Raw genomic sequence first — 26824 nt, 5'->3', positions numbered from 1 at the left:
GGAGGCCGCGCAGAGATGCGCGGCCTTTTCGTTTCAAACGGTTTCGCGGCTGCGCTTGGTCAGGTACATGGCCTGGTCGGCCGCGTGCAGCAGGGCATCCACTTCGGCGCCATCGGCGGGGTAGGCGGCAAGGCCGATGCTGGCACCGATGCTCAGGGTGAGCTGCTCGCCGTCGCGCTGGTAGTGCATGGGTGCCAGCAGCGATTCGCTCACCCGCTCCATCAGACGATGGGCATCGTTGATGTCGTCGAGCTCCTCCAGCACCAGCGCGAACTCGTCACCGCCGAGCCTGGCGACGGTGTCGTTCTCGCGCAGCGCGCCGCGCAGCCGTGTGGCCAGCTCGATCAACACCGCATCGCCGGCACCGTGGCCCCAGGTGTCGTTGACCGCCTTGAAGCGGTCCACGTCCACGTACACCAGCGCGAACATGCCACCGTGGCGCTGGGCGCGGTGGTGGGCGCTCTCCAGCCGGTCCATGAACAAGGCGCGGTTGGGCAGGCCGGTGAGCATGTCGTGCATGGCCAGATGACGCATTTCCTGCTCCATCTGCTTGCGCTGCTCGACTTCGATCTCCAGCTGGCGGTTGCGCTCGGACAGCTCGCTCAGCGCATCACGCAGCGCCACCCGGTGCCGGTACAGCTCCAGGAACACCTGCACCTTGGACAGCAGCATGGTGGCTTCCAGCGGCTTGGCCATGTAGTCGACCGCGCCGAAACCATAGCCCTTGAGCCGGTGCACGTCGTCGGCATAGGTCGCGGTGACGAAGATGATCGGGGTCTGGCGGGTGGATTCTTCCTGCGACAGGATCTCGGCCACTTCAAAGCCGTTGATGTCCGGCATGTAGACGTCGAGCAGCACCAGCGCGAACTCATCGTCCAACGTGGCCTTCAGCGCATCGTTGCCCGAGGCCGCCTCGACCACTTCCACGTCGAGCTTGGCCAACACCCTGCGGATCACCAGCAGGTTGGCGGGGTTGTCATCCACGGCCAGAATCTTGGGCCGCTGTACTACGGCCGGCTTGGTCACGAGCATATTGCTTCCAGCAAAAAGGGAATTTCGGCTAACGGCAGGCAGTAGTCGGCGCCGGCGCGCTCCAGTGCAGCCGCGGGCATCATAGCCACTTGTGCCGTTTCCGGATCCTGAACAATCAGCGTGCCACCGGAGCGCCGTATCCGCGCGCAGCCATCTGCACCATCGGAATTCGCCCCGGTCATCAACACCGCCACTACCTGCTCGCGCCAGACCTCGGCTGCAGATTCAAACAGAACATCGATGGAAGGGCGTGAAAACGCCACCCGCGGGTCGATGCTGAGGGCAAAACGGCCGTTGCGTTCGATCAGCAGGTGGTAGCCGGAAGGGGCCACATAGACCCGCCCCGGCTCGGGCAGCTGGCGCTCCTCGGCCTCCTGTACCGGCAGGCCGCTGCGGCTGGCCAGCAGCTCGCAGAACACCCGCATATCCTCCGATCCGCTGTGGCAGACCACCACCATCGGCACCGGCAACGGCCCCGACAGTCCACCCAGCAACTGATGCAGGGCGGCCAGCCCGCCGGCCGAGCATCCCACCACTACCGCCTGTGGAGGCTGCCCGGACGCGGTTTTCACAGGAGCCCACCTGCGTTGCGGTAGAGCCGCAGTTCGGCATCCAGCGGCACGAAGTCGCGGGCGCTGGGGGCGAAGCGGATCGACTCGCGGTTGCCCAGGCAGAGGAAGCCGCCGCGGCTCAGGCTGTTGCGGAACAGGCCCAGCACCCGATCCTGCAATGCGTCGGAGAAATAGATCAGCACATTGCGGCACAGGATCAGCTGGGCCTCGGTGAACACGCCATCGCAGACCAGGTTGTGGTTGGCGAAGGTGACGCGTTCCTTGAGCCGCTCGTCCAGCTTCATGAAGTCGTAGCGGGCATGGTAGTAGTCGGACAGCGTATGGCGGCCACCGGCGGCCAGGTAGTTCTCCGAGTACAGCCGCGCATCGCGGATCGGGAAGATGCCTTCCTGCGCCTTGGCCAGGGCTTCATCGCTGAAGTCGGTGGCGTAGATCTGGCAGCGCTCGTACAGCCCGGCTTCCTTCAGCAGGATGGCCAGCGAATACACCTCCTGCCCATGCGCGCAGCCGGCCTGCCAGATATTGATCTGCGGGTATGACGCCAGGACCGGGAACACCTCGTCACGCAGCTTGCGGAACACCGCCGGGTTGCGAAACATCTCCGACACCGGCACCGACAACTTGGCGATGACCTGCGGCACCATGTCGTCGTCACGCAGAACGCGTGCACTCAGCTCGCTGACGTTGGGCAGGTTCAATGCATGCGCCAAGGCCAGCACGCGCCGCTTCAACGAGGACGGCGCGTAACCGGTGAAGTCATAGCCATGCCGGCGCGACATCGCCGCGACGAAGGCATCGACCTCGATATCGTCGATGTCATCGCGCTGCGCCTGCAGCGTGCGCGGCCCTACTTTTGCAGCCATACGCGCATCATCGACAACAGCTTGTCCAGGTCCACCGGTTTGGTGAGGTAGTCATTGGCGCCTGCATCCAGGCACTTGTCGCGATCGCCGTGCATCGCCTTGGCGGTGACGGCGATGATCGGCAGGTTGCTCCATTGCGGCAGCTTGCGGATCTCGCGGGTGGTCTCGTAGCCATCCATGCCCGGCATCATGATGTCCATCAGCACCAGCTCGATGGACGGGTTTTCCTGCAGCTGCTGCAGTGCCTTGTAGCCGTCCTGCGCCATCGACACATTCACCCCGCGCGCGCGCAGCGACTTGGACAGGGCAAACAGATTGCGCATGTCATCGTCGACCAGCAGCACCTGGCGGCCACCGAGGTTGTTGTCATCGGCGGGCGTGGCATTGGCGCCACGCGATCCGATGCTGTGCAGGAACAGGCTCACTTCATCGAGCAGGCGTTCTGGCGAACGCTGGCCCTTTATCACGATGCTGTCGGTGTACTGGCGCAGCTTCAGGCTGTCTTCGCGGCTCAGGTCCTGGCCGGAATAGATCACCACCGGCGGCACCGCCACCAACGTTGCCGCTTTCTCCAGGAACTCGATGCCGGAGATGCCGCCGAGGTTGAGGTCCAGCACGATGCAGTCGTAGCTATGCGTGGCGATACGCTCCAGCGCTTCCTCGCCGGAAGCCACCTGGTCGATCTCGACGTTGTCGGCCTGCAGCAGGCGGGTGAGCGCCAGCCGCGAATCCGGGTCGTCGTCCACCAGCAGCAACTTGCGCACGATCTTGCCAGCCACATCCAGCAGGTGATCGAAGGCCGTAACCAGCGCCTTGCGATCCACCGGCTTGGTCAGGTAACCGACGGCCCCCAGGGCAACGCCCTTGGCCGCTTCGTCCACGGCGGAAATGAAGTGCACCGGGATGGCCGCGGTGACCGGGTCATGCTTGAGGTGCTGCAGCACCGACCAACCGTCCATGCCCGGCAGCATCACGTCCAGCAGGATGCCGGTGGGGCGGTAACGACGCGCCAGCTCCAGGCCACTCTCGCCATCGGCGGCGGCAAGCGCGCGGTGGCCCTTGCGGCGGATCAGGTCGACCAGGATGCGGGCGAAGGCCGGATCATCTTCCACCGTGAGGATCACCGTCTCGCCAGCGGCAATGGCGTGGCGATCATCAGGAATCCAATCAATCAACTGCGCGGTGGCGACACGTGCCGGCCCCGGCGTGGGTGCTGGCCGCTGCTCGATGGCGGCCTGGGTCGCGGCCATGGCGCTGTTGATGCCGGCCGACAGCAGCGGCAACACCAGGCTGAAGCTGCTGCCCTTGCCCTGCTCGCTGTCCACCACCAACTGGCCGCCCAGCAACTGCGCCAGGCGGCGTGCGATCGCCAGGCCAAGGCCGCTGCCACCGTAATGGCGGCTGGTGCTGGAATCGACCTGCTCGAAGGCTTCGAAGATCGAGTCCAGGCGATCTTCGGGAATACCGATGCCGGTATCGCGCACGGTCAATGCCACGTGCTGCTCGTCGGCGGCGGCGCCGATGCGGGTCAGCATCGCGGTATCCGCCAGCGCCACACGCAGCGTCACCGAGCCTTCGCGGGTGAACTTGAAGGCGTTGCCGAGCAGGTTGTTGAGCACCTGCTGCAGCTTGGAGCGGTCGGTGATCAGCGCGTCCGGCATCGACGGATCGACGTCGATGGCGAACTCCAGCCGGTTCTCCATCGCCATATGGCGGAAGTGGCGGGTGACCTCGCGGGTGATCGCATCGATCTTCACCTCTTCGCGATGCACATCCATCTTGCCGGCCTCGATCTTGGACAGGTCGAGGATGTCGTTGATCAAGCGCAGCAGGTTGGAACCGGAGTCGTGGATGACCGCCGCAGCCTCCACTTCCTCCACGTCCAGGTGGCCGCTCTCGTTCTCGGCCAGCTCCTTGGACAGGATCAGCAAGCTGTTGAGCGGCGTGCGCAGCTCATGCGACATGTTGGCCAGGAAGTCGGTCTTGTACTGGCTGGCGCGCGCCAGTTCCTGCGCCTTGAACTCGGTCTCGCGCTGCAATACCTGCAGCACGTCCTTCTGTTCGTTGAGCACTTCGGTCTTCTGCCGCAGTTCTTCGTTGGAGGCCTGCAGCTCCTCGGCCTGCACGCGCAGCTCTTCCTCGGAAGCGGACAGACGCTGGGCCTGTTCCTCCAGCTCCACCGTCTTGCCCTGCAATTCTTCGTTGGTGGCGCGCAGTTCTTCTTCCTGCGTCTGCAATGCCAGCTGCGAGCGCTGCAGCTCTTCGGCCTGGGCGCGGGTGTGGTCCAGCAGCAGTTGGGTTTCGTCGGCGCGGCGGATGTTGTCCAGACCAAGCGCCACGGTCGGCAGCACGCTGTCGATGAAGGCTTCCTGGGTGGCGCTGAAATGACCAAAGGTGCCGAACTCGAACACACCCAGCAGGCGACCCTTGAGCAGCAGTGGCACCGCCACCAGATGGCGCGGCTGTGCCTCACCCAGGGCCGAATGCACGCCGAAGAATTCGTCGGGCACCTGCTGCACGCTGATGCGCTTGCGCTCCAGCGCCGCCTGCCCGATCAGGCCGTCGCCCAGCCCGTACTGCAGGCCGAGGTGCTTGCGCCGCTGGAAACCGTAGCTGCCCTGCAGTTGCAGCTTCTGCTCGCGCTCGTCCCAGGCAAAGAACACGCCGATCGGCGCGTCGATGCGTGGCGCGATCTGCGATACCAGCGCCTGTGCGTAGTCGTCCGGGGTCTGCGCGGTCTGCAACTCGGCGCCTACTTCGGCGACACCGAACTTGACCCAGTTCGCGTCGCGCGCGGCCAGCGAATTGCGCCGGAACACCTCCATCGCCCGCGCGATCTCGCCGATCTCATCCTTGCGCTGCAGGTTGTCGATCTCCACGTCCAGGTCATCGTTGGACAGGCGCGTCATCTTGTCGGTGAGGCGGTTGATCGGGTGCACCACCAGCCGCGAGATCATCCACAAGGTGCCAACGATGATCAGGAAGCCCAGCACCAGCAGCACCAGCGAAATCTGGTGCGCGCGGGCGATCCAGTCACTCATCTGGCCACGATCGCTGAGCAGTTGGGTCACTTCGGTTTCGTAGACTTCATCCAGCGCTTCGGCCAGGCCATTGCCCTGGCCGGCATTGCTGAGCGCATGCAGCTGCTGGGTCGGGGTGAGCGGCAGTGGCGAGGCCGCAGGGCGCAGCACCGAGGCGACATTGCTGTCCCAGTCACGCGCCTGCAACTGCGCGCGCCGCAGGCGCTCGGCCATCGGTCCGGTGCCGGCGGCGGTCAGCGCCGCTGCCAGCGCCGAATCGCGGCGACGGCCTTGCTGGGCCATGGTTTCCAGATGACGCTCACCGTCGCCCAGCAGGTAGTTGCGGACCGCTATCTGCTGCAGGCGCACGGCCTGGATCGCATCCTCGACCTGGCGTATCACCTCGATCTGCACACCCTCTTGGCGGCGCGCATCGTCGTCGCGTCCGGAGGTGCGGTAGCTGACCACGCTGGTAGCCAGGAAGCACAGGAAGACCAAACCAAAGGCCGCCAGCATCTTGCTGAGCAGCGGCACATTGTTGATCCAGCTCTCTTTCTTTTGCGTCATGCAGGTGTCCCCCGGGATACCACCACGCCTGCCAATCCGCGCGGCCTCTTTTCAGTGAAAAATAGCGCAGATTGCTGACAACCGCCTGCTACGGATGAATCAGGGCGCCGCCGTCTTGCCCTGGTCGCGCGGCTGCAGCCAACGGGCCGCGTGTATGCCCAGCTCATAAAGGAAACACATGGGGATCGCCAGCATCAGTTGCGACACCACATCCGGCGGGGTCAGCACCGCCGCCAGCACAAAGATACCGACGATCGCGTAACCGCGGCCTTCACGCAGCTGCTGCGGCGTGACCCAGCCGAGCAGGACCAGGATCACCATCGCCACCGGCAGCTCGAAGCTGGCACCGAAGGCAAAGAAGATCGCCAGCACGAAATCCAGGTAGGCGCTGGCATCCGGGGTGATGGCAATGACTTCCGGCCGGAACGTGGTCAGGAAGTGGAATACCGCCGGCAGCACCAGGAAGTAGGCGAATGCGCAGCCGATATAGAACAGCGCCACCGCCGACGCCAGCAGCGGCACCGCCAGACGCTTTTCACGGGCATACAGGCCCGGTGCGACGAAGGCCCAGGCCTGGTACAGCAGCCATGGCACCGCCACGAACAAGGCCGCGAAGAAGGTCAGTTTCAGCGGCGCGAAGAAGGCGCCGGCGGGATTGGTGGCAATCATCGACTGCCCGGCCGGCAGCTGCGAGATCAGCGGCGTGGCCAGATGGGTGTACAGGGTGCGTGAGAACGGCATCAACGCCAGCAGCACGACGCCCAACCCCACCAGCCCGCGCATCACCCGCGAGCGCAGCTCGATCAGGTGCTCGATCAGGCTGCTTTCGTTGAAGTCCGCGCTCATGGCGTCCGCTCCTGGCTGGGCGGTACCGGCTCGGCCGCGGCGGGTACATCAGCCAGCGGAATGCTGCGGTTGAACGTGGGATCGATGCCGGCCTCGTTGGCAGGCACGGCAGCCGGTTCAGCGGGGCCGGGTTCCAGCAGGGACAGCTGCTCCGTCGCCGGCGCCGTCACTTCCGGGGTTTCGGCAGAGGACACCGGGCGTGGTTCGATGGGACGTGGCTCGATCACCCGCTCGGCGGCCGATTCAGGCAGCTCCACTTCACGCTTGAAGGCATCGGCCTCGCTGCGCACCACATCGGCCTGGTCGCGCAGCCCGGCCTCGGCCTGCTGCATCGACTGGCGTACATCCTGCAGATTGCGCTTGAGCTCTTCGGCGTGCAGTTCACGCTCGAGTTCCTGCTTGACCGAATCCCACTGGTTGCGGGCACGCCGCACCCACAGCCCGGCGAAACGCGCTGCCTTGGGCAGGCGTTCCGGGCCGAGGACCACCAAGGCCACCACTGCGATCAGCAGCAGTTCGCTGAAACCGATATCAAACACGTCGTGCGCCCGGGATCAGCGCGCGTCGCGGTCGTGCTCGGCCTGCTTCTCGGCGCTCTTGTCGGCATCGCGCGATTCGTCGCCCAGCTGTGCAGCCGGCTTGTCCTCGTCACGCATGCCCTTCTTGAACTCTTTGACCGCACTGCCCAGATCCTTGGCGCCGCTCGTCAACCGCTTGGTGCCAAACACCAGCAGCACGATGACCAGCACGACCAACCAGTGCCAGATGCTGAAACTGCCCATGATCTGCTCGCGTTATCTGTGTGTAGGTTGTTGAGCATAGCGCACTAGGTATTAGCTGATCGCTATGCCAAAGGTCAGTTGCCGCCGTCCAGGCTTTCGGTGCGGATTTCGCCCTCGGAAACCGGCTGGAAACCCTGCTGCGGTGCCGGTTCAGTCGTCGCCTGCTGCAACGGTGCGGTGGTCGCGGTGTCGCTGCCGGTGGCGTTGTTGGCCGGTGCCTGCACGCTTACCGCATTGCTGCGCGGTGCGGCCGAAGCCAGCGGAGCGGCGCTGCCCTGGGTGCCGCGCTTTTCACGCGCGGCGTAGGTGGACTCTTCCAGACGATCACGGAAGGACACCACGTCCGACGACGGCGCAGTATTCAGGCGACCCTCCAGGATCATCCGCGGCGTGGTGTTCTGGCCGTAGGCGTCCAGGTTGGCGGCATCGTCGATCTGCAGTGCCGCGCCATCCAGCGCCACGCCAGCAAACAGGCCGCGGGCACGCGACCACGACCAGATCTCAGCCTTCAGCTGGCCATCGGTGGCGGCGGCAGCGCTGCGGCCAACCGGGCCAGCAGCGACGCCGGCATCTGCGCCGAGGGTGAACTTGCCGTTGACGATGTTGTCCAGGCTGCGGTCATTGCGGAACACCAGGATCACGTCCGAAGACTGCACCCCGGCCTGGAAGCCGATGCTGCCGCCGGTGAGCTTGATGAATACGGGGTTGGACCAGCTGCCATCTGCCGTTTTCACCGACATCAGGCCATGGCCGCGTCGTCCGCCCAGCACCAGGCCGGCCTTGATCGTGTCCGGAATGACGATGATGGCGCGGCCTTCATCCAGCAACTTGTCCGGAATCGCCTGCTCGGGGATGTCCTGGATTTCATTGAGGACACGCACCGCATTGCGGGCACGTTGATCTTCCTGCGGACCAGCGACAGCAGTGGCGGACAACAGGCTCGCGGACAGCAGCAGAACGAGGCACGGCAGGCGGCGCATGGGTAACTCCGTAGGTCGATGCATAGAAAGATAGCGCAAGTGCCTGAAATTAGTAGCGCGGCTATGAATAGGTGGTGAGCGGGAGCGTCTGTAGTGCCGAGCCATGCTCGGCAGGGGCGTTACTAGTAAAGCTTCTGCCGAGCATGGCTCGGCACTACACCAAACCCGCAGCGCTCCCTTCTCCGCCCATACCTGCGAAAATGGCCGGATGTCCAACGCCCCCTCCACCGCGTTGCTCGCGGTCAATCTAGGCACGCCCGAAACCCCCACTGCTCCCGCGGTGCGGCGCTATCTGGCGGAATTCCTCAGCGACCCACGCGTGGTCTCGATCCCGGCTTTCCTCTGGAAGCCGCTGCTGCATGGGCTGATCCTGCCGCTGCGCAGCGGTCGCTCGGCACACAAGTACGCGCAGGTGTGGCTGCCCGAAGGCTCGCCGCTGGCGGTCTACACACATCGCCTGGCCAAGGCCATGCAGCAGCAGCTGCCGCAATGGCGGGTGCGCGAAGCCATGCGCTACGGCGAACCGACCATGCTGTCGGCGCTTGATTCCCTGGCTGCCGAAGGCGTGCAGCGGATCGTGGTGCTGCCGCTGTATCCGCAGTACTCGACCACCACCACCGCCTCCATCGAAGACCGCGTGCAGCAATGGCAGGCACGCAACCCCAAGGTGACGGTGCAGATCATCCGCGACTACGCCGATGACCCGGCCTGGGTTGCCGCAGTCGCCGCCTCCATTGCCGATTACTGGGCCGAACATGGCCGCGGCGGCAAGCTGGTGTTCTCCTTCCACGGCATCCCGCAGCGCCTGGCCGATGCCGGCGACCCCTATCCGCAGCGTTGCGAAGCCAGTGCCAAGGCCATTGCCGCAGCCCTCGGCCTGGCCAACGACGAATGGGAACTTGCCTACCAATCGCGATTCGGCCGCGAACGCTGGCTGCAGCCCTACGCCGAGCCGCGGCTTTGGGAACTGGCCGAAAGCGGCATCAAGACGCTGGACGTGGTCTGCCCGGGCTTTGCCACCGACTGCCTGGAAACCCTGGAAGAGGTGCAGATGGGTTTCACCGAAACCCTGGCCGCACGTGGCGCACGCATGCGTTATATCCCCTGCCTCAACGACAGCACCGCCCACGCCAGCGCGTTGGCAGCATTGGCGGCGGCGCAACCGGCATGAATGCAACGCCGTTTGAACTGCAACTTGATGGCATCCGCGTCGCCGGCCTGCGCGCAGGCAATCCGGATGGTCTGAAAGTCCTCGCCCTGCATGGCTGGCTCGACAACGCGGCCAGCTTCCTGCCGCTGGCCGCACAGCTGCCGACGCTGGACCTGGCAATGGTCGACCTGCCCGGTCATGGTTATAGCGACCACCTGCCGCTGACCACGCCGTACACCACGCCGCACGCCATCGTGCAGACCCTGGCCATCGCCGATGCGTTGGGCTGGGACCGTTTCGTATTGCTCGGCCATTCAATGGGCGCGGCGATTGCCAGCCTGATCGCCGCCGTGGCCGGTGAGCGCGTGCAGGCATTGGTGTCGATCGAGGCACTGGGCGGACTGACCGCCCCGGCCGGTGAGACCGTGCAGCGCCTGCGTACTTATGTGGAGGCGATGCTGAAGCTGGACGCCAAGCAGCTGCGGGTATTCCCCGACCTGAGCGCGCCGGTACGCGCACGGATGATGGTCAACCAGCTCAGCGAGGCCTCGGCGCGCCTGTTGATCGAACGCGGGGTCAAACCCGTCGAGGGCGGCTGGAGCTGGCGCAGCGATCCGCGCCTGATGCTGCCCACTGCGGTACGCATGACCGAAGAACAGGTCTGCGATGTGGTCAGCGCTATCCTGTGCCCGGTGCAGGTGATCTACGCCACGCCGGCGCAGGCCTATTTCCCGGAGCCGGAACGCAGCCAACGCGCCGCACTGCTGCCCGATGGCCGCCTGCACACCCTGCCCGGCCACCATCATGTGCACATGGACGACCCGGAAGCAGTCGCTGCGATCATCCGCGACTTCATCGCGGCCTTGCCCGACGCTGGCTGAGAAGACCCGATAGTTTCGAGTTCGGGTTCAGTAGTACCCGCGGCGGCCGATAACGCAGGTATTGCCGTAATCGAGAAGATGTCCCGCAGCCCCGCAACGGGCGCTGCGCGCCCCACCATCGCATGCTCCCCCGCCCTGCCCTACGGCCCGCTGTCATCCCCGGGCTGGTCCTGCTCGCCTGTATGGGTTGGACCATGACTCGTCTCGCCCAGCCAGCGCACGCTGCTGAGGTGTCGACGAGGGCCGCGCTATTGGAGGGGCTGTGCACGCAGCCACGGCAGCCCGCGATCGACACACCGCAGACGATCCGGATGAACGCACCCGCCTGCGTCTGCCTGCAACGCTTGCTTTCCTTTTCCCTTCCCCGCTGTTCCTGTTGAACAGGAGTTCCCGATGTCCACCCGTCGCCATACCACGCTGCAACCTCCCGATGCCTATTACACGCAGCTGGCCTGCGCGGCGGACCGCCTGTTCCTGTACTTCGGCCTGATCCTCGGCCTGGCGTCATTGACGCTGGCAGTGTGGTCGGGCCAATGGCTGCCGTTGCTCGCCGTCAGCGTGCCTGCGCTGGTTGTGATGGCGGTGCAGATCAAACTGGCGCCGGGCAGCCTGCGCAGCCGGGTAACCGTTGCCTTGGCGTTGATGGCATTGGTCGCCGCCACCATCCAGCAGGCCGGTGGCGCTGCGCAAGCGCACTTTGGCGTGTTCGTCGTACTCGCGTTGCTGCTGTACTACCGCGATTGGGTACCAGTGGTGGTCGCCGCCGCAGCCATCAGCGTCCATCACCTGGTCTTCCATTGGCTGCAGGCACGCGGGCTGCCGGTGCGCGCCTTCGCACAGGGCAGCGGCTTCGATATGGTGATGCTGCATATCCTGTATGTCGTGGTGGAGGCAGCCTTCATCAGCGTGATGGCAGTGCAGCTGCACCGCCAGATTCTCGCCCTTGGCGCGGCACCCGCGCGGCTGCGCACGATGCTTGATGCAATTGCCAACGGCGAAGAAAGCGACGCCATCGGCGACGTTCACCGCGTCGCGGCCGGCAGCCTTGCCGATAGCGTGCTCCAGATGCGCGCCAAGCTCGCACAAAGGCAGCAGCAGGACGCAGCGCTGCATCACGAGAACAGCCAGATCCGCGCATCGCTGGATGCATCGCGCACCGGCATGATGATCGCCGACAACGAGCACATCATCCGCTACGTGAACCGCTCGGTGGTCGCGCTGCTGCGCAACCAGCAGGAAACACTGCGCAAAGCCTTCCCGGACTTCAACGTCGACACCCTGGTCGGCAGCAGCATCCATCGCTTCCACGCCAATCCGGAGCGCATCCGCGGCATGCTGGATCAGCTGCAGAAGGTGCACAACGGCCAGATCAGGATCGGCCCGGTGCACTTCAGCCAGGTGGTGACACCGGTATTCAACACCGACGGCAGCCGCAGCGGCTTCGCGGTGGAATGGCACGACCGCACCCAGGAGCTGCTGCTGGAAAACAGCGTGGCCGACATCGTCGCCGCCGCCTCGGCCGGCGCACTCGACCAGCGCTTGCAGTCTGTAAGCGAGGCCGGCTTCATCCAGACACTTACCACCGGCATCAACCAGTTGCTGGAAGTGGTAGCCACCACCACCGGTGAACTGCGCACGATGCTGTCCGCATTGGCCGCCGGTGACCTGGACCACCGCGTCCAAGGTGACTACGCAGGCGACTTCGAGGCGATGAAGATCGATGCCAACCTCACCGCCGAACGCCTGACCGGCATTGTCGGCCAGATCAAACAGTGCTCGTTGGCGATCAACAGCGCCGCGCACGAGCTGGCGGCTGGCAATGACGATCTATCGCGCCGCACCGAGCAGCAGGCCGCCAACCTGGAAGAAACCGCAGCATCGATGGAGGAGCTGACGTCGACCGTTCGTGAGAACGCGGCCTCGGCCCGCCAGGCCAATCAGCTGGCAGTGGGTGCGGCTGATGTCGCCGCACGCGGCGGCGATGTGGTTGGGCAGGTGGTGGCGACGATGCGCGCGATCGAGCTCTCGTCCAAGCGCATTGCCGAGATCATCGGCGTGATCGATGGCATCGCCTTCCAGACCAACATCCTCGCTTTGAATGCGGCAGTGGAAGCCGCGCGTGCCGGTGACCAGGGCCGCGGCTTCGCAGTAGTGGCCTCGGAAGTGCGCAGCCTGGCGCAGCGCTCGGCAACCGCCGCACGCGAGATCAAGGAGCTGATTGGCGACTCGATGAGCAAGGTCGATGATGGCGCCGCGCTGGTTGCGCAGGCGGGCAGCACCATGGGTGAGATCGTCGACTCGGTGCAGCAGGTCAGCGATATCGTCGCGCGGATTGCCTTGGCATCGCAGGAGCAGTCAGTCGGCATTGAACAGGTCAATCACACCGTCGTGCAGATGGATGAAACCACCCAGCAGAATGCTGCCCTGGTTGAGGAGGCCAGTGCGGCTGCGCGTTCGATGGAGCAGCAGGCGAATGCGTTGGCGGAGGCGGTTTCGGTGTTTCGTTATTCGGCTGGTGGTGGGGCTGAGGTGATACGCCGGGTTGGGTGAGGTTGCTGTTGCTGTTGCTGTTGCGGTTGTTGCAGAAAAACAGACGTAAACACAGAAGCAAAAGCAAAGCAGAAGCACCCCTCCCTAGCCCTCCCCTTGCCTACGGCAAAGGGAGGGGACGGATCGTGCACTTGGCGGCCCTCTCGATGCCTGCAGCACCTGCTGTTCTCCCTCCCTTTGCCTCAGGCAAGGGGAGGGTTGGGGAGGGGTGCTCTTGGCTCTTGGCTCTTGGCTCTTGCCGTTGCTCTTGCCGTTGCTTTTGCCGTTGCCGTTGCCGTTGCCTTAGCCCTTCTCCCGCTTGCGGGGTGAGAAGGGCAGCTTGCGAACCATAGGTTCGCTGCCCGTTGAACGCCTTTGCGCCAGCGCAAGGGCCGGGGCGCGGAGCGAGGGTTGGGATGAGGGGAGGCTTTTGATCTTGCCGGCAAGGCCCCCTGCCGAGCATGGCTCGGCACTACAGTGGCCTGCTTTGGCTTTTGGTTTTTGCCGTTACCGTTGCCTTAGCCCTTCTCCCGCTTGCGGGGTGAGAAGGGCAGCTTGCGAACCATAGGTTCGCTGCCCGTTGAACGCCTTTGCGCCAGCGCAAGGGCCGGGGCGCGGAGCGAGGGTTGGGATGAGGGGACGCTTTTGATCTTGCCGGCAAGGCCCCTGCCGAGCATGGCTCGGCACTACAGTGGCCTGCTTTGGCTTCAGCCCTGCGCGCGCAGCAGCTGATGCAAGGTGCTCTTCAACCTGCGGCCTTCCTCACGCAGGTAATCACGCTCATCACGCCACTCGGGAAAACGCGCTTCCACTTCCGCCCAGAACGCCGGCGAGTGGTTGGCCTGCAACAAGTGACACAATTCGTGCACCAGCACGTACTCAAACGCCGACGGTCGCGCCAATACCAGCGCCAGATCCAAAGCCATCGAACCGTCCGGCGCCAGCGAACCCCACTGCGAGGACATCACCTTGGGCCGCAATCGTGACGGCGCCCGCGCCAGGCCCGGCAGATAGCGCGGCAGCCACTGCCCAACATCGGCCCGCACCTGCACTTCATAGAACTCCCGCAGCGCGCGCCGCAACGCCGGTTCCCCTGCACGTGCCGGCAGCTGGATCGTCACTACACCCGCATCGGCCTCGATGCGGGTAAACCGCCCTTCCTGCCATTGCACCGGCAACAACTCACCGCGCAACGGCAGCACACCGGGTTCGCGCAGACGCAGCGCCGGCGCCAGCAAACCATCACCGCCCAGCCGCGCCAGCTGCTGCTGCAACCATTGCCGGTTGGCCTGCAGGAAACGCTCGCCGGACACCAGGCTTGCACGCAGCGGCATGGTCAGCCGTGCTCCGCGTTCGTCCACGCTGAGCTTGAGCCGACGTGCGCGCGGATCACGCACGCGCAGCACTTCGATCTCGGCATCGTCCAGGCGCAGGCGCACCGTGTCGCGCTGGATCACCGGCGCGGCAGGTGTAACAAGGCGGCGGAACAGACTAACCATGGCTCCAGCATAGTCCCTACCCGGTTACGAAACCGGGTAGGTCAGCAACGGGTTCAGCTATCAGCCTTGCTCAGCTTGAATGCCTGTTCCAACAGCAGGAACAGGCGGCGGATTTCGCCGCTCTGCAGGGCGAAGCGGGCGTCCAGTTCAGCACGGCGACCTTCCTCGTCGATGTGCTCGAGCTGGTCCAGCGCGCCATCGAGGAACTTCAACTTGCGCACGATCAGGTCGTCGCCGAGCACGAAGGACAGGTTGTCCTCGAAGATCAGCGCCAGCTTGGTGACCTGCTTGCCGGCATCCAGGTGCTTGTCGATCTCGTCGCAGCGCAGTTCCTGATGCTGGCACTTGACCACCGCGCCACCCTCGGCCGGGTCCTTCATCTCGCATTCTTCGCCCAGGCTCAGGCCTTCGGGCAGCGGCTCGCCTGCAATCCACGCGGTCAGGATGGCGCGCGGTGCGACTTCGGCATTCAACGGCATCGCCGGGAAGCTGCCGAGCATGCCGCGGATGTCGCTCATCACGTTCTCGCCGGTCTTGCGGCTGGAGCTGTCGACGGCGACATAGCCGTGCTGCAGGTCGAGGAAGGCATCGGTACGCGAGCTCTTGACGAAGGCGCGCGGCAGCAGCTCGTGCAGCAGGTCGTCCTTCAGGCGCTTGCGCTCACGGCCGCCGGGCTTGCGGCCTTCCTTCTCTTCGATCTCCTCCAGCTTGCGCTGCAGCAGATCGTTGACCACCACGCTGGGCAGGATCTTGTCTTCACCGCCGACGGTCAGCCACAGCGCATCACCGATGCGGTGCGAGAACTGGATCTTCTCTTCACGACCGAACGGCGAGATGAAGCCGCGCGAGGTCATTTCCAGCGCGCCAACCGGCTTGAGCACCACCTGCGGCAGCAGCGTGTCGACTTCGGAAAAATCAATGGAGGTAGGGAAACGGAACAGCGTGAGGTTCTTGAAAAACATGGATGTCCTATTTCGTATTCATGGTTCAGGAGCTTGCTTCTCCTCGTTGGAGAAACTGCTCCGAAGAGCTTGCCGCCGTGGAGGCCGGCAGATGAGCGGGGCACTAACTCGCTTCAGACCACCGTAGCACTGCCACCCCTCATCCCAACCCTTCTCCCGATGGGAGAAGGGCTTCTTGATCTTGTGGCTTGTCGCCACCGTCCAGCCATGCCTGCGCATCAGACTGCGGCGCGTCTTCACGGCGGCCAAGCGCCATGAAATCGAACAGTTTGGGATCGGCCAGCTGCGAAGGACGGATATCGCCCAGCGCGCGCGAGATCTGCTCGATGCGACCGGGCGTGTCCTTCTCCCACTGCTTCATCATCAGGCCAACCTGCTTGCGCTGCAGGTTTTCCTGACTGCCGCACAGGTTGCACGGAATGATCGGGAACTGACGGGTATTGGCGTATTCGATGATGTCCGCCTCGCGCACATAGGCCAGCGGGCGGATCACCACATGCTTGCCGTCGTCGCTGCGCAGCTTCGGCGGCATGCCGGAAATCTTGGAGTGGTGAAACAGGTTCATGAAGAACGTGGCCACCATGTCATCGCGGTGGTGGCCCAACGCGATCTTGGTGAAACCATTGGCTTCGGCATAGGTGTACAGCGAGCCACGGCGCATGCGCGAGCACAGCGAACACATGGTCTTGCCTTCCGGGATCACCCGGCTCACCACCGAGTAGGTGTCCTGTTCGATGATGTGGTACGGCACGCCGACCGAGGCCAGGTATTCCGGCAGCACATGCTCGGGGAAACCGGGCTGCTTCTGGTCCAGGTTCACCGCCACCAGCTCGAACGGCACCGGCGCCTTCTTCTGCAGCTGTAACAGGATATCCAGCAAGGTATAGCTGTCCTTGCCGCCGGACAGGCAGACCATCACCTTGTCGCCGGCCTCGATCATGCCGAAGTCGGCAATGGCCTGGCCTACCTGGTGACGCAGGCGTTTGCCGAGTTTCTGGTGTTCACGTTCGGCCACGTGCGGATCACGGGCCCGCGGGGCGGGATCGGGCAGGGAAATGACAGCGCTCATCCGCCCATTCTACCGGGTCGGCAGGGTCCCTCACGCGGCCAGCGGCAACGTGTATGCTCAACCCCCGTGGAGACCATGACCCCCGAGCAGATCAGCCAACGCATCGCCGTCCTGCGGGCCGAACACCGCAGCCTGGACGAGGACATCGCGCGCCTGGCCGCCAACCCGGACGACGATCTGGAAGCCAAGCGGCTGAAGAGGCGCAAGCTGCAGCTGCGCGACTGCATCACCAAGCTGGAAAGCATGCTGATCCCGAACGAGCCCGCCTGAGCTCGCCACCCGTTCAGCCTGCGCAGCTACCCGCCACTGCCGCCACCAGCCGCACCAGATTGGCTTGGCCGTGTTCACCCGTCTTGTCGTAGATGGTCTTGAGCCGACCCAGCGCAGTCCCCTGCGTCACCCCACACTCCCTCGCCGCCGCGCCCACATCGGCGTGCCGGTACAGCGCCAGCGCCAATCGCGATTCAGCTTCCGTCAGCTCGAACAGGTGTCGCAACACCGGCGTGAGCGCGGGCGCGGCCTGCCTCACCTCCCGTACGAACACCAACAGGCTGCCCCGCTCCTGCGGCGACCAGCGGACCAGCCGATGCGCAGTGACCACGCCCCAGGGTGCTCCTTCCGCGTCATGCAGGAGCAGCTTCTCCACGTCCCCGCTGGAAAACCCACTATCACCGCGCAGCGCCCGCTGCAGCAATGCATGCAGGCCAGAGCGAGCTCGGCCTCGCGCCACCAGCACACCAGCCTCGCGCCCGAGCATTCCGCGCCCGAGCACCGCCTCGGCGGCGGCATTGGCACGTTGCACGCGCAGATCGTCACCGAGCATGAACATGGCCACCGGCGAACACTCCAACGCCTGCTCCAGGGTGCTGACCCGATGCTCCAGCCCGCCGATGCGGCGGAGCATCGCATAGGCATTGATCCAGTGCGGGGTCAGCGCGCGCAGCAGGCCAAGCTCGGCCTCGCCGTACACGCGCTTGAGGTCGCCGTGGCAGATGGACAACGTCACCGAATTGGTTCCGTCATACAAACCCACCGAGGCGACCTGCTGGACAATGCCAAGCCGCCGGTAATAGTTGTTGTAGAAGCCACTGTTGAGCGCCAGCCTGCGGGCGAGGAAATCCTCGGTATCCAACACCCGGCCAATCGCCAGCTGCGGCGTCACCCGTTGCATCCACGGGTCATCGCGCAGGTCCAGGTCGGCCAGGAGCTCCGCCATCCGGGCGTTGTCTACGCCATGGATGTGGTTGACGCTGGCACGCCCGCCGGCAACATCGTGGAAAAGCACACCGCTGATGTGGCTGTCTGTCAGCTCGGCCAGGCGCTGGTTGAAGGTGGCCAACGCCGAGAAATCCAATACCGATGCATACAGTGGCTCCAGCACTGCCGACAGCTGGTGATCCAGGCCCATGCTCATCCCCCTGATGTCAAGCCCCTGCCGGGAGTGTTCCGGGTTTTCTTCCTGCGATCAACTACCCGGGGAGGCTGTCGGGGCGCAGCCACCCGCCTGCGGGCAACACCCGCAGCAGGGGTGGCGCCACTCATGGAACAAGGGGATTCATGAAACGTGTCTGGGGAATTTTCTTGGCAATGCTCGCGGGCATGCCGGCAGCGTGTTGGGCCACGTCCGGCACAGCTGGATGTGGCACCAGCGGCACGGCGTTGGCCAAGGAACTGTGGGAACGGAGACTTGCACGGTTGGAGGCCAACCGCGATGCGCTACGCGCAATCGAGAAGCCCAGCGCGCTGAAGACCTATTTCCTGGATCGCATGTCCGCCGAAGTGAGCTACGGCGATGAAGGCACGCTGGGCGTCGACGAGAACCGCAATACCTATACGTTCACACCTGGCGAGCGCAGCTCGTCCTTCAACATCAAATACAGCCTCCCCTTCAACGTATTTGCCCGCACGACGGAGAGTGCCAGCGCCGCCCGCAGCCGAGCCGACAACTTCGCCAACGAGGAAATGCGTGTCGGATTCAACGACATCATCTACGACTTGCGCCTGGCGTTGGCGGAGCGCGACCTGCTCGACCAATCGTCCGCGCCGGCACCGCAGCGCGCCATCGCCACCCTGAAGGTGGAGAAGCTGTCCGAACGACTTCGTTATCTGACTGACGTCCCATTCTCATACGAGTGCCTTCGATGAACGATGTGTATTGCCTGGCCACCGATCCGCTCCCCCGCAGTTGCGGCATGGATAGCCTGCGCTCCACCGGCCCGCGCAGTCGCTCCCGCAGCGGATTGGCTTTGGCCCTAACCCGGGGAATGGTCGTCGCCGCCAGCGCTTTGGCGCTGCTGCCAACCTGGAGCGTGCATGCAGCACAAACCCAGCAGACGGCGGACAGCGCGCAGCAGTTCCTGTCCTTGTTGCTCGCCAATCGCAACGTGAACGTCAACGCGTTCTTCCAGAACGTGGACATCCTGCAGACCACCCGGCATCTGGAAGACAAGAGCAAATACTCGATATCCGTCGAGCAGACCGAAACCGTCAGCGAGCAAACCCTGAAGCTCAGTTATCGCCCCTCCGTCACTGCGATGTCCACGGATGCGGGCAATGCCTGCTCAACCGTCGTCTCGGAACTGGCATTCCAGCCGGAGGAACTGCAGCTGACAACCGTCAGCCACCAAGCCGGTCAATGGCTGAAAACCAAGGGCTGGTATCAGGAAGTCAAACGCCAGGATCCACGCGCGGTGCTTGCTCCTCCACACCGGATCGACTGGGGCAAGGCGCAGATCACACGCTGGACCGACGGCAAGGGCATCAGCGCCAGCATGCCCCATCCGCGCTTCGGCTTGTTCGCATTGACCTTTGCCACGACAGACCCGGAGCTGCTTGATCGCATCGAGTACGCAATGAAGTTCCTGCAGATGAGTTGTGACCCCACAGCCGGCACCGGCTTCTGATTGCAGGGGTACACGCAATGCATTCAGGCCGCCGCATGCTGCTTCTCATGTGCCTTTCCCTGCTTCTGCTACCTGCCGTATTGCCCGCGCAACAAGCGCCGCGGCAACTGAGCGAAGCGGACATGGCCAAGCTACGCCGCAACGTCGATGCCAGCAGGACCAATGCCGCCGAAGCCCAACGTCAGGCCGCTCTTGCCAGGCAGCAGGAAGAACTGCGCCGCCAGGAGGAAGCGCTCGCCAACGCGGAGGCCGAGGACGATTGGGAAGAGGAGATGCCACAGCAATCATCGGGCGTCGGCTTCGCCGGCATCCTCGAGACATTCACGACCACGTTCAACGAGGAAATGGCCAAGAAGCAACAAGCCGATGAACAGCAGAGACGCTTCCTGGACAATGTCCGTCGGGAGGCTGAAGCAGTGGCTCGACAACGGCAACGCGATCTGGAACGTGAGCGTCTTGCGCAGGAGCGCGTGCGATTGGAACACCTGGCACAACAACAGCGTCAGCAGGCTGCCCGCGTTCAAACGACGATAGCCACGCCGGCGACGAGCGCGGCATCACCACAGCGCAGCGCCACGCCGGCGCCACCCCCATCCTCGCCAGCGCAGGCAGCAACCGATCGCGACGAGGCCTTGCGCGCGAGCGTCGCCGCCGAACGGCAACGCCAGCAGCAACTGCGGGAGCAGCAAGCCGCCAGTGCCGAGAAGCAACGTGCCGCCAGCGAAAAAATCGCTGCCGAGCGCCGCCAGGCCGAAGAGCAGCAGCACCAGGCCGCACGTCAGGCGCGGGCACGCCATGAGCAGAACCTGCTCGGGTCCTTTCGCGGCGCGGCGATCACCTGCCCGGGTGGCGGCAAGGATGTCCTGTATCTACGCAGTTCGTCGCCCCCGAAAACCGGCTGCAACGTCGCCTTCGAGGCGCGCTGCCCCGGCACTGCAAACGGCAACGGCGTGCATTTCAGCCAGGCCAACTACATCGGTGCCAGCTGCGGCATGGGTGACAACATCCGCATCGGCCCGATGAGCTGTGCCGCGGAACAGGTATCGATCCGCATGACCCAGGCCGACTGCGGCTGATACGCAGCAAGCGGCACGCCGGCACGCCTCAATCGGCGGTATCAGTCCCCGTGGGCTCAGGCAATCGTCCTTTCCAGGCATCCCGCCCATCCACGCTGATCTCGCAGCTCATGCCATCGTCGCTGCACTGCAGTCCCAGCGCATGCCCGGCCCAGTCGGCAAGTGCGCCGGTACGCACGGCGCCCAGCCCAGCTTGCAGGCGTTCAACCTCGGCGATGGACAGCACGAAGCGGCGCTGCTCCCCGTCGCCCAGTACGCACAAGCGCAACGGCGCTCCAGTGAAGCGCCCTGGCAGTTCGTCATCCACGCATTGCGAGCCCGGTGTTGTCGCCTGCAACGCAGGCGACATGGGCAGGAGCACTGCGAGCAGCAGTCCTGCCATGAGCTCGCGGATGGGCGTGGAACTCATTTCTCGACCGGCAGTTCCGGCTTCACCGCTTCCGGGCTCACACGCTCGATGGTGTGGCGCAGCTCGCGGCCGAGGATGAACTTGGCGTCCTTGGCCCAGGCATCCAGGCGCTCATCGAACAGCAGCTTGCTGTTCTGGTCCGGCCAGACCAGGCGCAGTTCGCGCATCTTCTGGATGAAGCCACGGAACAGCGACTTGTCGAAGAATTCCGGTGCCGCCGGTGCATACAACAGGCTCAGGCGCTGTGCGGCCTGTTGGCACAGGCTCTCCAGTTCGCCTGCCCCCAGGGTGCCGGGGCCATTCTTCACCAGCACCGAGATGGCGATGTAATAGCGCTCGAAGGCCTGTTGCAGAGAATGGCCGATCGCGCGCAGGCGGAACACTTCATCGGTCTGGCCGGTGCTGCGTGCGAGCATGCCGCCATCGTCCTCGCCCACGTGCTGGAGCAGGCCTTCGCGCACGAAGACGTCGATGGTCTGGTCGATGCGCGCGGCGAACTCGTCCTCGGTCCAGGGCAGGAACAACTCTTCCTGCAGGAACGGGTAAAGCCCGCGGCCCAGGCGCAGCAGACCGCCGCGGCTCATGCGACGGTTGTTCTGGAAGCAGCACGCCACCCACGACGAAGCGGTGAACAGGTGGATCACGTTGTTGCGGAAGTAGCTCAGCAACACCGCGGTATCGCCGCTGACGCTGAGCACGTCGCCCAGCGGGTGCTTGGTGCGGGTGAGGACGTTGATTTCCTCGGCGTGGGCGATGATGCGCTCGGGCGAATGCGGGGTGACCGTGACCCGGTCCGAGTACGGCATCTCCACCAGCAGCTTCTTGCTCAGCTCGATCTGCGCGATCAGGTCGGCCTCGCCCATCGCATGCTTGGGCGTGGACAGCAGCGCCAGCGCCAGCAGGTTGATCGGGTTGACGTCGGCGGCGGCGTTGACGTGGACGTTGATGTTCTGCGCGAGCGTGTCGACGGTCTTCATCAACCACGTCGGCTTCTCGTCCTCTGGCACCGGCTGGCCGTCCCACTCCGGGGCGTTCACCGCCAGCACGTCGTTCAACGCGATCGGCTCGCCGAAGTTGACCACCACCTGGCCGTAGTTCTGCTTCAGCACCTTGGGGATGCCCCACAGCAGCGCCCAGATCGACTCTTTTTCCTTCGGCCGGCCGGACAGCTCGTCCAGGTAGCTGTTGCCTTCCATCAGCTTCTCGTAGCCGATGTAGATGGGCTGGAACAGCACCGGCTTGCGCGGCTGGCGCAGGTAGGCACGCAGGGTCATGGAGATGACGCCGCCCTTGGGCTGCAACAGACGGCCAGTACGCGAGCGCCCGCCTTCGACGAAATACTCGATCGAGTAGCCGCCCGATACCAGCTGCGCCATGTATTCGGAGAACACCGCCGAGTACAGCGGGTTGCCGCGGAAGCTGCGCCGCGCGAAGAACGCACCGCCCTTGCGCAGCAGGGTGCCGACCACCGGCAGGTTGAGGTTGATGCCGGCGAAGATGTGCGGCGGCACGATGCCGCGGTCGTACAGCAGGTAGCTCAGCAACAGGTAGTCCATGTGGCTGCGGTGGCTGGGCACGTAGACGATTTCGTGGCCAGGCGCGGCTTCCTTGAACTTGTCCAGGTGGTGCACCAGCACGCCGGCGTAGATCCGGTTCCAGACGTGGCTGAGCATGAAGCTGGCCGAGCGCACCACCGGGGTGGAGTAGTCGGCGGCGATTTCCCAGGCGTAGCCCTGCGCCTTCTTCCAGGCGTCGGTGGTCTTGGAGTTGTCGCGCTTGGCCTGTACGGCAATGGCTTCGCGCACCGAATCCGACTCCAGCACCTTGTCCACCAGCAGGCGGCGGGTGGACAGGTCCGGGCCGATGATCGATTCGCGGATGCGGCGGAAGTGGGTGCGCAGCACACGCTGCAGCTTGCGGACGGTGCGCTCCGGCTCCAGGCCTTCATCGACGGTGCCGCGTAGCGAAACCGGCGGGGCGAAGCGGACGATGGTGTCGCGGCCGTTGAGCAGGATCGCCAGCAGGCGGCGGAAGCGGCCGACCAGCGCCCAGTTTTCCGAGAACAGCACCGCGAACCAGCCGCTCTGCTTGTCCGGGGCGCGGCCGACGAAGATCGACACCGGCACCAGGTGCACGTCCAGGCCCGGGTTGGCACGGTGCGCCTGCAGCAGCTTGGCCAGCGAATCGGAATGGGTCTTGGCGCCACGCTGCTCGGGCAGCAGCATGTTGTTGCTGGAGCGGCGCGACAAGGCCACGTAGGCGCGCTTGCGTCCGGTCGGATCACCGGCCAGCGGCACCAGCGGCGACGGCAGGCCGGCATCGCGGCAGGCCTTGTCCAGGATCAGCGCGTTGGACAGACCGTAGTCCTCCAGCACGTACACCACCGGGCGGCCGTCGTTGTATTCACCGGGCTGCTCGGGTTCGATCTTCAGGCCGAGCCAGGGCTCGATCAGCTTGCCCAGCAGGCGCGCCCATAGCGGGCGGCGGGCAGCACGGGCAGCCGGCAGCGGGCGCGCAGGGGCGCCCGGCACGATGGCAGCAGGAGTGGCGGGCGTCGCGTTGGCGTCGTCCGGCGGCAGCAGTTCACCCTGATCGGGCTGGGATTTCTGTTTCGACATCGGCGGCATTATGGCTTAGCCGCCGCTGCAGCGTTGTCTGCTGTTTGTGGATCCGGGGTTTGCGCCGCTTGCAAGGCGTCGGCCTTGGCCTGTTCGGCAGCCCTCGCAGCCACCAGTACGGCGTCCACATCGCTGAGGGTGCGCGCCAGATACCAGCGCTTATCGCGCCTCACCAGCGCCACTTCAAGATCCAGTTCCTTGCCTGCCAACGGGTACTGCACGCGCACGGTGGCGCGGTCGCCGTCCTGCGAGACCAGGCCGGTACGCATCTGCTCCACGCTTTCGTCCAGCTTCAGCCCGTACCCGGCCAGCACCTGCTTGCTGGCTGCGGCGAACGGACCCAGCTTCTGCAGGCTGGCGGTCATGCCGGCCTGCTGGAAGGCCTGCTCACCGACCAGCCCGGTGGCGCGGGCGGCGGCGGTCAGGGTGGCAATCGAGGTCCTGGCCAGCTTGGGATCCGACAGCGGCGCGGCTTGGGCCCAGTCGCTCAGTGCGGTGACCAGCTGCACGTAGTGCGCACGTTCGGCTGCGTTGTAGTCACCTTGGTGACTGATGTACTGCACGCCGAACAGGCCCAGCGAATGCGCGGCCTGCCGCACGGCGGCGTTCTGGCCCTCCAGCTGCGCCTTGAAGGCGCGCTGCAGGGTGCGCTCGGCATCCTTCTCCGACAGCGTGGCCAACAACGCTGGCAGCTTTTCGTCCAGCGGCAGCTCGGTCAGCGGCCAGCGGCTGTGGCCCTGCGCCCAGGCGGCCTCCAGTTCGGCGTATTGGGCCGGCGGCACCGCATCGCGGGCATAGGCGACCAGATCGTTGTTGCGCAGGTGCTGGGCCAGCTGGCGCACTGCCGCGGCAGGCTCGGTGGCGGCACCGGGCAAGGGCTCGGCGTTGCGCTTGCAGGCCGCCAGCAGGGCTACAAGGCAGACCGACGCCAGGACGATGGTGTGGCATCTGCGTAGTGAACGGCGTTGCATGGCAGCGGCTATCCTCCCGTAGGCCAAGCATCTTGAAGCCTGCCCGGTGACAGCAGCAAGCACGGCCGTCACGGCTGGAGTGGGGATTGGGGTTTCGATAATGCAGACAGCAGGAGCACCCCTCCCCAGCCCTCCCCTTGCCTGCGGCAAAGGGAGGGGGCGCAGGCCGGCTCCGGCGGGGTCGTGCGCGATCCAGGCCTGCTCGCCAGTTGCCACCCAGCAAGCGCCATCAACTGGTCCCCGATCCCCAGCCCCCAAATCCGGCATAAAAAAAGAGGCCGCCCCGTTGCCGGTGACAGACCTCCTCAAACCGGTACGGGACCGGTAGACATGTTTGACGCATCGCCGGCAGAGCCGGACGAGACGTAGCGTACGCGCCCGGTTCAGTTAAAGCAATACTTCATGAATAACAATATAAGTTATTGATTTTATTTAATTGATTCAGAAATTTCTTGCTGAATAGCCAGCGCCGTGGCACGCGGATCGGCGGCCAGGCGGATCGGCCGGCCGACGACGATAGCGTCGGCGCCATCAGCAAACGCCTGCGCCACGCCAACCGTGCGCTGCTGGTCGTCGCCCACCGGGCCACCCGGGCGGATGCCGGGGCAGACGATGGAGAACCGCTGACCGGTAGCGGCGCGGATCGGCGCAGCTTCCTGACCGGAGGCGATCACGCCGTCGATGCCGGCCCGCTGTGCGGCCAGCGCGCGCTCGACCACCACATCCACCGGCTCACGATCGATGCCCATCTGCGCCAGGTCCGGCCGGCCCATCGAGGTCAGCACGGTCACCGCCAGCAGGCGCATCTCCGAGCTGTTGGCGGCTGCCGCGGCTTCCATCATGCCGGGATGCCAGCCGTGAATGGTGCAGTAGCTCACCGGCCACTGCGACAGGCGGCGGATGACGCCGGCAATGGTGGCCGGGATATCGAAGAACTTGAGGTCGACGAACACGCGCTTGTCGCGCTTGGCCAGTTCGTCGAGTACGTCGAAGTACTCGCCCGAGGCCAGCAGTTCCATGCCGATCTTGTAGAACGACACCGCATCATCAAGCCTGTCCACCCACTCGATGGCCTCGGCCTTGCCGGGCACGTCCAGGGCGAAGATCAGGCGTTCGTCGTTACGCAGTGGCAGCGGTGCGCGGCTCATCGGGCCAGCTCCAGCGCTTCACGCTTTGCCCCGTTGCGCAGGTCCGCCGGCAGCGACCAGGCATTGTTGATGGCCGCACCTTCCCAGCCACCGTAGGTCGGGTTGGGAAGGATCCACCAGCGCGAGCCGATCCAGCCCTGGTACTTGTCCAGCAGCATGTCGCGGGCTGCCAGGCTGTTGTCCTCGACCTGCAGGAAATCGGTGAACTGGTCACCCACCTGCATCAGCACGCGGTACTGCTGCGCCACCAACTGGCGGCGACAGCCCTTCTCGCTGCCGTGTTCGGTGCAGCCCGGCACCGGCGTGCCCAGGCCCAGGTAGACGCTGTCATCGGCGACCGGGAAGCCGACCGCACGCAGGTTGGCGATGGTGGCGTCCTTCATCGCCGCGGTGCGGTTGCTGATGTAGATCATGGTCACGCCCTTGGCCGCAGCGGCCTGCGCGAACTGCACTGCGCCGGGTACCGGCTTTGCCTTGCGCTCATCGACCCAGGCTTCCCAGCTCGCGTCGTTGTAGCTGCTGCCATCGCTCACCAGGCGCGCCTGGTAGGGCGAGTTGTCGAGCACGGTCTCATCCACGTCCACCACCACCGCCGGCTTCAGCTTGGCCGACTGGTGCTTGCCGCCTTCTTCCGGCAACAGCGCGGTCCAGCTGCCATCGGCAAGCGCCGCATCCAGCTGGGTGCCAGCCAGCTTCCAGGTCTGCAGCGCGCTGGCCCGGTACTCCTGCGAACGCTGCACCCACAGCACGGCATTGAGGTTGTCGTTGGGCACATTGGCCGGAGTCACGACGGCATCGGCCGGGGACGGCGAAACGCGGCTCAGCGGCGCGGTCGAGCTGCAGGCAGCCAGCGACAGCACGGCGCCGGCCAGCAGGGTAAGGGTTGGGAATCGGGACATGGCAACTACCGGGAATCTTTGAAAACCGGGCAAGTTTACCGGCTTGGG

24 protein-coding genes are annotated in these 26824 nt (G+C 65.0%); 7 read left to right on the top strand and 17 right to left on the bottom strand.

From position 1 onward, the window contains the following. Positions 1 to 33: 33 nt before the first annotated feature. The 8 genes from Q5Z11_RS00525 to Q5Z11_RS00490 all read right to left on the bottom strand — a co-directional run bounded on the left by Q5Z11_RS00525 (position 34) and on the right by Q5Z11_RS00490 (position 8662). A complete protein-coding gene (locus Q5Z11_RS00525; RefSeq protein WP_303748216.1) occupies positions 34 to 1032 on the bottom strand; it encodes a diguanylate cyclase domain-containing protein in 999 nt (332 codons plus the stop codon). Beyond that, the gene (locus tag Q5Z11_RS00520) at positions 1023 to 1604 is read right to left on the bottom strand and encodes a chemotaxis protein CheB (RefSeq protein WP_303748215.1); all 582 of its coding nucleotides are present in this window, start codon (positions 1602 to 1604) and stop codon (positions 1023 to 1025) included. Before Q5Z11_RS00520 ends, Q5Z11_RS00525 begins: the two co-directional genes overlap by 10 nt. After that, entirely contained in the window at positions 1601 to 2467 is an 867-nt protein-coding gene (locus tag Q5Z11_RS00515; RefSeq protein ID WP_303748214.1) for a CheR family methyltransferase, read from the bottom strand. The genes Q5Z11_RS00520 and Q5Z11_RS00515 overlap by 4 nt, the downstream gene beginning before the upstream one ends. Beyond that, positions 2452 to 6054, bottom strand: coding sequence for a response regulator (locus Q5Z11_RS00510; RefSeq protein WP_303748213.1), 3603 nt, complete (start codon positions 6052 to 6054; stop codon positions 2452 to 2454). Before Q5Z11_RS00510 ends, Q5Z11_RS00515 begins: the two co-directional genes overlap by 16 nt. Before the next feature lie 99 nt (positions 6055 to 6153). Then, on the bottom strand, positions 6154 to 6900 hold the full coding sequence (gene tatC / locus Q5Z11_RS00505) for a twin-arginine translocase subunit TatC (RefSeq protein WP_303748212.1): 747 nt from the start codon (positions 6898 to 6900) through the stop codon (positions 6154 to 6156). Then, entirely contained in the window at positions 6897 to 7439 is a 543-nt protein-coding gene (gene tatB / locus Q5Z11_RS00500) for a Sec-independent protein translocase protein TatB (RefSeq protein WP_303748211.1), read from the bottom strand. The genes tatC and tatB overlap by 4 nt, the downstream gene beginning before the upstream one ends. Positions 7440 to 7454: 15 nt before the next feature. Then, on the bottom strand, positions 7455 to 7682 hold the full coding sequence (tatA, locus tag Q5Z11_RS00495) for a Sec-independent protein translocase subunit TatA (RefSeq protein ID WP_303748210.1): 228 nt from the start codon (positions 7680 to 7682) through the stop codon (positions 7455 to 7457). Between the two features lie 74 nt (positions 7683 to 7756). Then, a complete protein-coding gene (locus Q5Z11_RS00490) occupies positions 7757 to 8662 on the bottom strand; it encodes a lipid-binding SYLF domain-containing protein (protein ID WP_303748209.1) in 906 nt (301 codons plus the stop codon). 208 nt (positions 8663 to 8870) lie between these two features. On the opposite strand from Q5Z11_RS00490, the gene hemH reads away from it, so the two are divergent. From hemH to Q5Z11_RS00475, 3 genes are all read left to right on the top strand, one after another. Beyond that, entirely contained in the window at positions 8871 to 9833 is a 963-nt protein-coding gene (hemH, locus tag Q5Z11_RS00485; RefSeq protein WP_303748208.1) for a ferrochelatase, read from the top strand. Next, a complete protein-coding gene (locus Q5Z11_RS00480; protein WP_303748207.1) occupies positions 9830 to 10693 on the top strand; it encodes an alpha/beta fold hydrolase in 864 nt (287 codons plus the stop codon). The genes hemH and Q5Z11_RS00480 overlap by 4 nt, the downstream gene beginning before the upstream one ends. Before the next feature lie 393 nt (positions 10694 to 11086). Then, positions 11087 to 13243, top strand: coding sequence for a methyl-accepting chemotaxis protein (locus Q5Z11_RS00475; protein ID WP_303748206.1), 2157 nt, complete (start codon positions 11087 to 11089; stop codon positions 13241 to 13243). Positions 13244 to 13929: 686 nt separating this feature from the next. Here Q5Z11_RS00475 and Q5Z11_RS00470 read toward each other — a convergent pair. The 3 genes from Q5Z11_RS00470 to ttcA all read right to left on the bottom strand — a co-directional run bounded on the left by Q5Z11_RS00470 (position 13930) and on the right by ttcA (position 16752). Beyond that, a complete protein-coding gene (locus Q5Z11_RS00470) occupies positions 13930 to 14721 on the bottom strand; it encodes a M48 family metallopeptidase (RefSeq protein WP_303748205.1) in 792 nt (263 codons plus the stop codon). A gap of 53 nt (positions 14722 to 14774) precedes the next feature. Further along, on the bottom strand, positions 14775 to 15683 hold the full coding sequence (locus Q5Z11_RS00465; protein ID WP_303748204.1) for a recombination-associated protein RdgC: 909 nt from the start codon (positions 15681 to 15683) through the stop codon (positions 14775 to 14777). Positions 15684 to 15822: 139 nt separating this feature from the next. After that, positions 15823 to 16752, bottom strand: a complete 930-nt coding sequence (gene ttcA, locus Q5Z11_RS00460; protein ID WP_303748203.1) for a tRNA 2-thiocytidine(32) synthetase TtcA — start codon at positions 16750 to 16752, stop codon at positions 15823 to 15825. A gap of 75 nt (positions 16753 to 16827) precedes the next feature. Here ttcA and Q5Z11_RS00455 point away from each other — a divergent pair, with 75 nt between their 5' ends. Further along, complete coding sequence (locus Q5Z11_RS00455; RefSeq protein ID WP_405051637.1) at positions 16828 to 17022, top strand: YdcH family protein; 195 nt, start codon at positions 16828 to 16830, stop codon at positions 17020 to 17022. Positions 17023 to 17035: 13 nt separating this feature from the next. On the opposite strand, the gene Q5Z11_RS00450 is transcribed toward Q5Z11_RS00455, so the two are convergent. Beyond that, a complete protein-coding gene (locus Q5Z11_RS00450; protein ID WP_303748201.1) occupies positions 17036 to 18160 on the bottom strand; it encodes a PAS domain-containing protein in 1125 nt (374 codons plus the stop codon). Between the two features lie 173 nt (positions 18161 to 18333). Between Q5Z11_RS00450 and Q5Z11_RS00445 the strand changes: the two genes are divergently transcribed. The 3 genes from Q5Z11_RS00445 (at position 18334) to Q5Z11_RS00435 (ending at position 20731) form a co-directional block, all read left to right on the top strand. After that, positions 18334 to 18897 (top strand): hypothetical protein, encoded by a 564-nt coding sequence (locus tag Q5Z11_RS00445; protein WP_303748200.1) that lies wholly within the window; start codon positions 18334 to 18336, stop codon positions 18895 to 18897. Continuing rightward, a complete protein-coding gene (locus tag Q5Z11_RS00440) occupies positions 18894 to 19655 on the top strand; it encodes a hypothetical protein (protein WP_303748199.1) in 762 nt (253 codons plus the stop codon). The genes Q5Z11_RS00445 and Q5Z11_RS00440 overlap by 4 nt, the downstream gene beginning before the upstream one ends. A 122-nt stretch (positions 19656 to 19777) precedes the next feature. Continuing rightward, entirely contained in the window at positions 19778 to 20731 is a 954-nt protein-coding gene (locus Q5Z11_RS00435) for a hypothetical protein (protein ID WP_303748198.1), read from the top strand. Between the two features lie 28 nt (positions 20732 to 20759). Here Q5Z11_RS00435 and Q5Z11_RS00430 read toward each other — a convergent pair whose 3' ends face one another. From Q5Z11_RS00430 to Q5Z11_RS00410, 5 genes are all read right to left on the bottom strand, one after another. Next, positions 20760 to 21140: a hypothetical protein gene (locus Q5Z11_RS00430; protein ID WP_303748197.1), complete on the bottom strand. Its 381-nt coding sequence runs from the start codon at positions 21138 to 21140 to the stop codon at positions 20760 to 20762. Beyond that, complete coding sequence (gene plsB / locus Q5Z11_RS00425) at positions 21137 to 23758, bottom strand: glycerol-3-phosphate 1-O-acyltransferase PlsB (RefSeq protein ID WP_303748196.1); 2622 nt, start codon at positions 23756 to 23758, stop codon at positions 21137 to 21139. The genes Q5Z11_RS00430 and plsB overlap by 4 nt, the downstream gene beginning before the upstream one ends. 8 nt (positions 23759 to 23766) lie before the next feature. Further along, positions 23767 to 24729: a hypothetical protein gene (locus tag Q5Z11_RS00420; protein WP_303748195.1), complete on the bottom strand. Its 963-nt coding sequence runs from the start codon at positions 24727 to 24729 to the stop codon at positions 23767 to 23769. A 428-nt stretch (positions 24730 to 25157) separates the two neighbouring features. Then, positions 25158 to 25877: an orotidine-5'-phosphate decarboxylase gene (gene pyrF / locus Q5Z11_RS00415; RefSeq protein ID WP_303748194.1), complete on the bottom strand. Its 720-nt coding sequence runs from the start codon at positions 25875 to 25877 to the stop codon at positions 25158 to 25160. Next, a complete protein-coding gene (locus Q5Z11_RS00410; RefSeq protein ID WP_303748193.1) occupies positions 25874 to 26776 on the bottom strand; it encodes a 5'-nucleotidase, lipoprotein e(P4) family in 903 nt (300 codons plus the stop codon). The genes pyrF and Q5Z11_RS00410 overlap by 4 nt, the downstream gene beginning before the upstream one ends. Positions 26777 to 26824: the final 48 nt, after the last annotated feature.

The sequence above is a fragment of the Stenotrophomonas sp. 610A2 genome (assembly GCF_030549615.1).
GTDB classification, from domain to species: domain Bacteria; phylum Pseudomonadota; class Gammaproteobacteria; order Xanthomonadales; family Xanthomonadaceae; genus Stenotrophomonas; species Stenotrophomonas pigmentata.
The sequence above is the reverse complement of the archived record's forward strand: the minus strand, read 5'-3'. Positions and strand labels throughout refer to the sequence as shown.

Bases quoted from the DNA above. Each gene is read 5' to 3' on its own strand.
- Q5Z11_RS00525 (WP_303748216.1), bottom strand. From the start codon at position 1,032: ATGCTCGTGACCAAGCCGGCCGTAGTACAGCGGCCCAAGATTCTGGCC.
- Q5Z11_RS00515 (WP_303748214.1), bottom strand. From the start codon at position 2,467: ATGGCTGCAAAAGTAGGGCCGCGCACGCTGCAGGCGCAGCGCGATGAC.
- Q5Z11_RS00510 (WP_303748213.1), bottom strand. From the start codon at position 6,054: ATGACGCAAAAGAAAGAGAGCTGGATCAACAATGTGCCGCTGCTCAGC.
- tatC (WP_303748212.1), bottom strand. From the start codon at position 6,900: ATGAGCGCGGACTTCAACGAAAGCAGCCTGATCGAGCACCTGATCGAG.
- tatA (WP_303748210.1), bottom strand. From the start codon at position 7,682: ATGGGCAGTTTCAGCATCTGGCACTGGTTGGTCGTGCTGGTCATCGTG.
- Q5Z11_RS00490 (WP_303748209.1), bottom strand. From the start codon at position 8,662: ATGCGCCGCCTGCCGTGCCTCGTTCTGCTGCTGTCCGCGAGCCTGTTG.
- hemH (WP_303748208.1), top strand. From the start codon at position 8,871: ATGTCCAACGCCCCCTCCACCGCGTTGCTCGCGGTCAATCTAGGCACG.
- Q5Z11_RS00480 (WP_303748207.1), top strand. From the start codon at position 9,830: ATGAATGCAACGCCGTTTGAACTGCAACTTGATGGCATCCGCGTCGCC.
- Q5Z11_RS00475 (WP_303748206.1), top strand. From the start codon at position 11,087: ATGTCCACCCGTCGCCATACCACGCTGCAACCTCCCGATGCCTATTAC.
- Q5Z11_RS00470 (WP_303748205.1), bottom strand. From the start codon at position 14,721: ATGGTTAGTCTGTTCCGCCGCCTTGTTACACCTGCCGCGCCGGTGATC.
- Q5Z11_RS00465 (WP_303748204.1), bottom strand. From the start codon at position 15,683: ATGTTTTTCAAGAACCTCACGCTGTTCCGTTTCCCTACCTCCATTGAT.
- ttcA (WP_303748203.1), bottom strand. From the start codon at position 16,752: ATGAGCGCTGTCATTTCCCTGCCCGATCCCGCCCCGCGGGCCCGTGAT.
- Q5Z11_RS00455 (WP_405051637.1), top strand. From the start codon at position 16,828: ATGACCCCCGAGCAGATCAGCCAACGCATCGCCGTCCTGCGGGCCGAA.
- Q5Z11_RS00450 (WP_303748201.1), bottom strand. From the start codon at position 18,160: ATGGGCCTGGATCACCAGCTGTCGGCAGTGCTGGAGCCACTGTATGCA.
- Q5Z11_RS00440 (WP_303748199.1), top strand. From the start codon at position 18,894: ATGAACGATGTGTATTGCCTGGCCACCGATCCGCTCCCCCGCAGTTGC.
- Q5Z11_RS00435 (WP_303748198.1), top strand. From the start codon at position 19,778: ATGGCCAAGCTACGCCGCAACGTCGATGCCAGCAGGACCAATGCCGCC.
- Q5Z11_RS00430 (WP_303748197.1), bottom strand. From the start codon at position 21,140: ATGAGTTCCACGCCCATCCGCGAGCTCATGGCAGGACTGCTGCTCGCA.
- plsB (WP_303748196.1), bottom strand. From the start codon at position 23,758: ATGTCGAAACAGAAATCCCAGCCCGATCAGGGTGAACTGCTGCCGCCG.
- Q5Z11_RS00420 (WP_303748195.1), bottom strand. From the start codon at position 24,729: ATGCAACGCCGTTCACTACGCAGATGCCACACCATCGTCCTGGCGTCG.
- pyrF (WP_303748194.1), bottom strand. From the start codon at position 25,877: ATGAGCCGCGCACCGCTGCCACTGCGTAACGACGAACGCCTGATCTTC.
- Q5Z11_RS00410 (WP_303748193.1), bottom strand. From the start codon at position 26,776: ATGTCCCGATTCCCAACCCTTACCCTGCTGGCCGGCGCCGTGCTGTCG.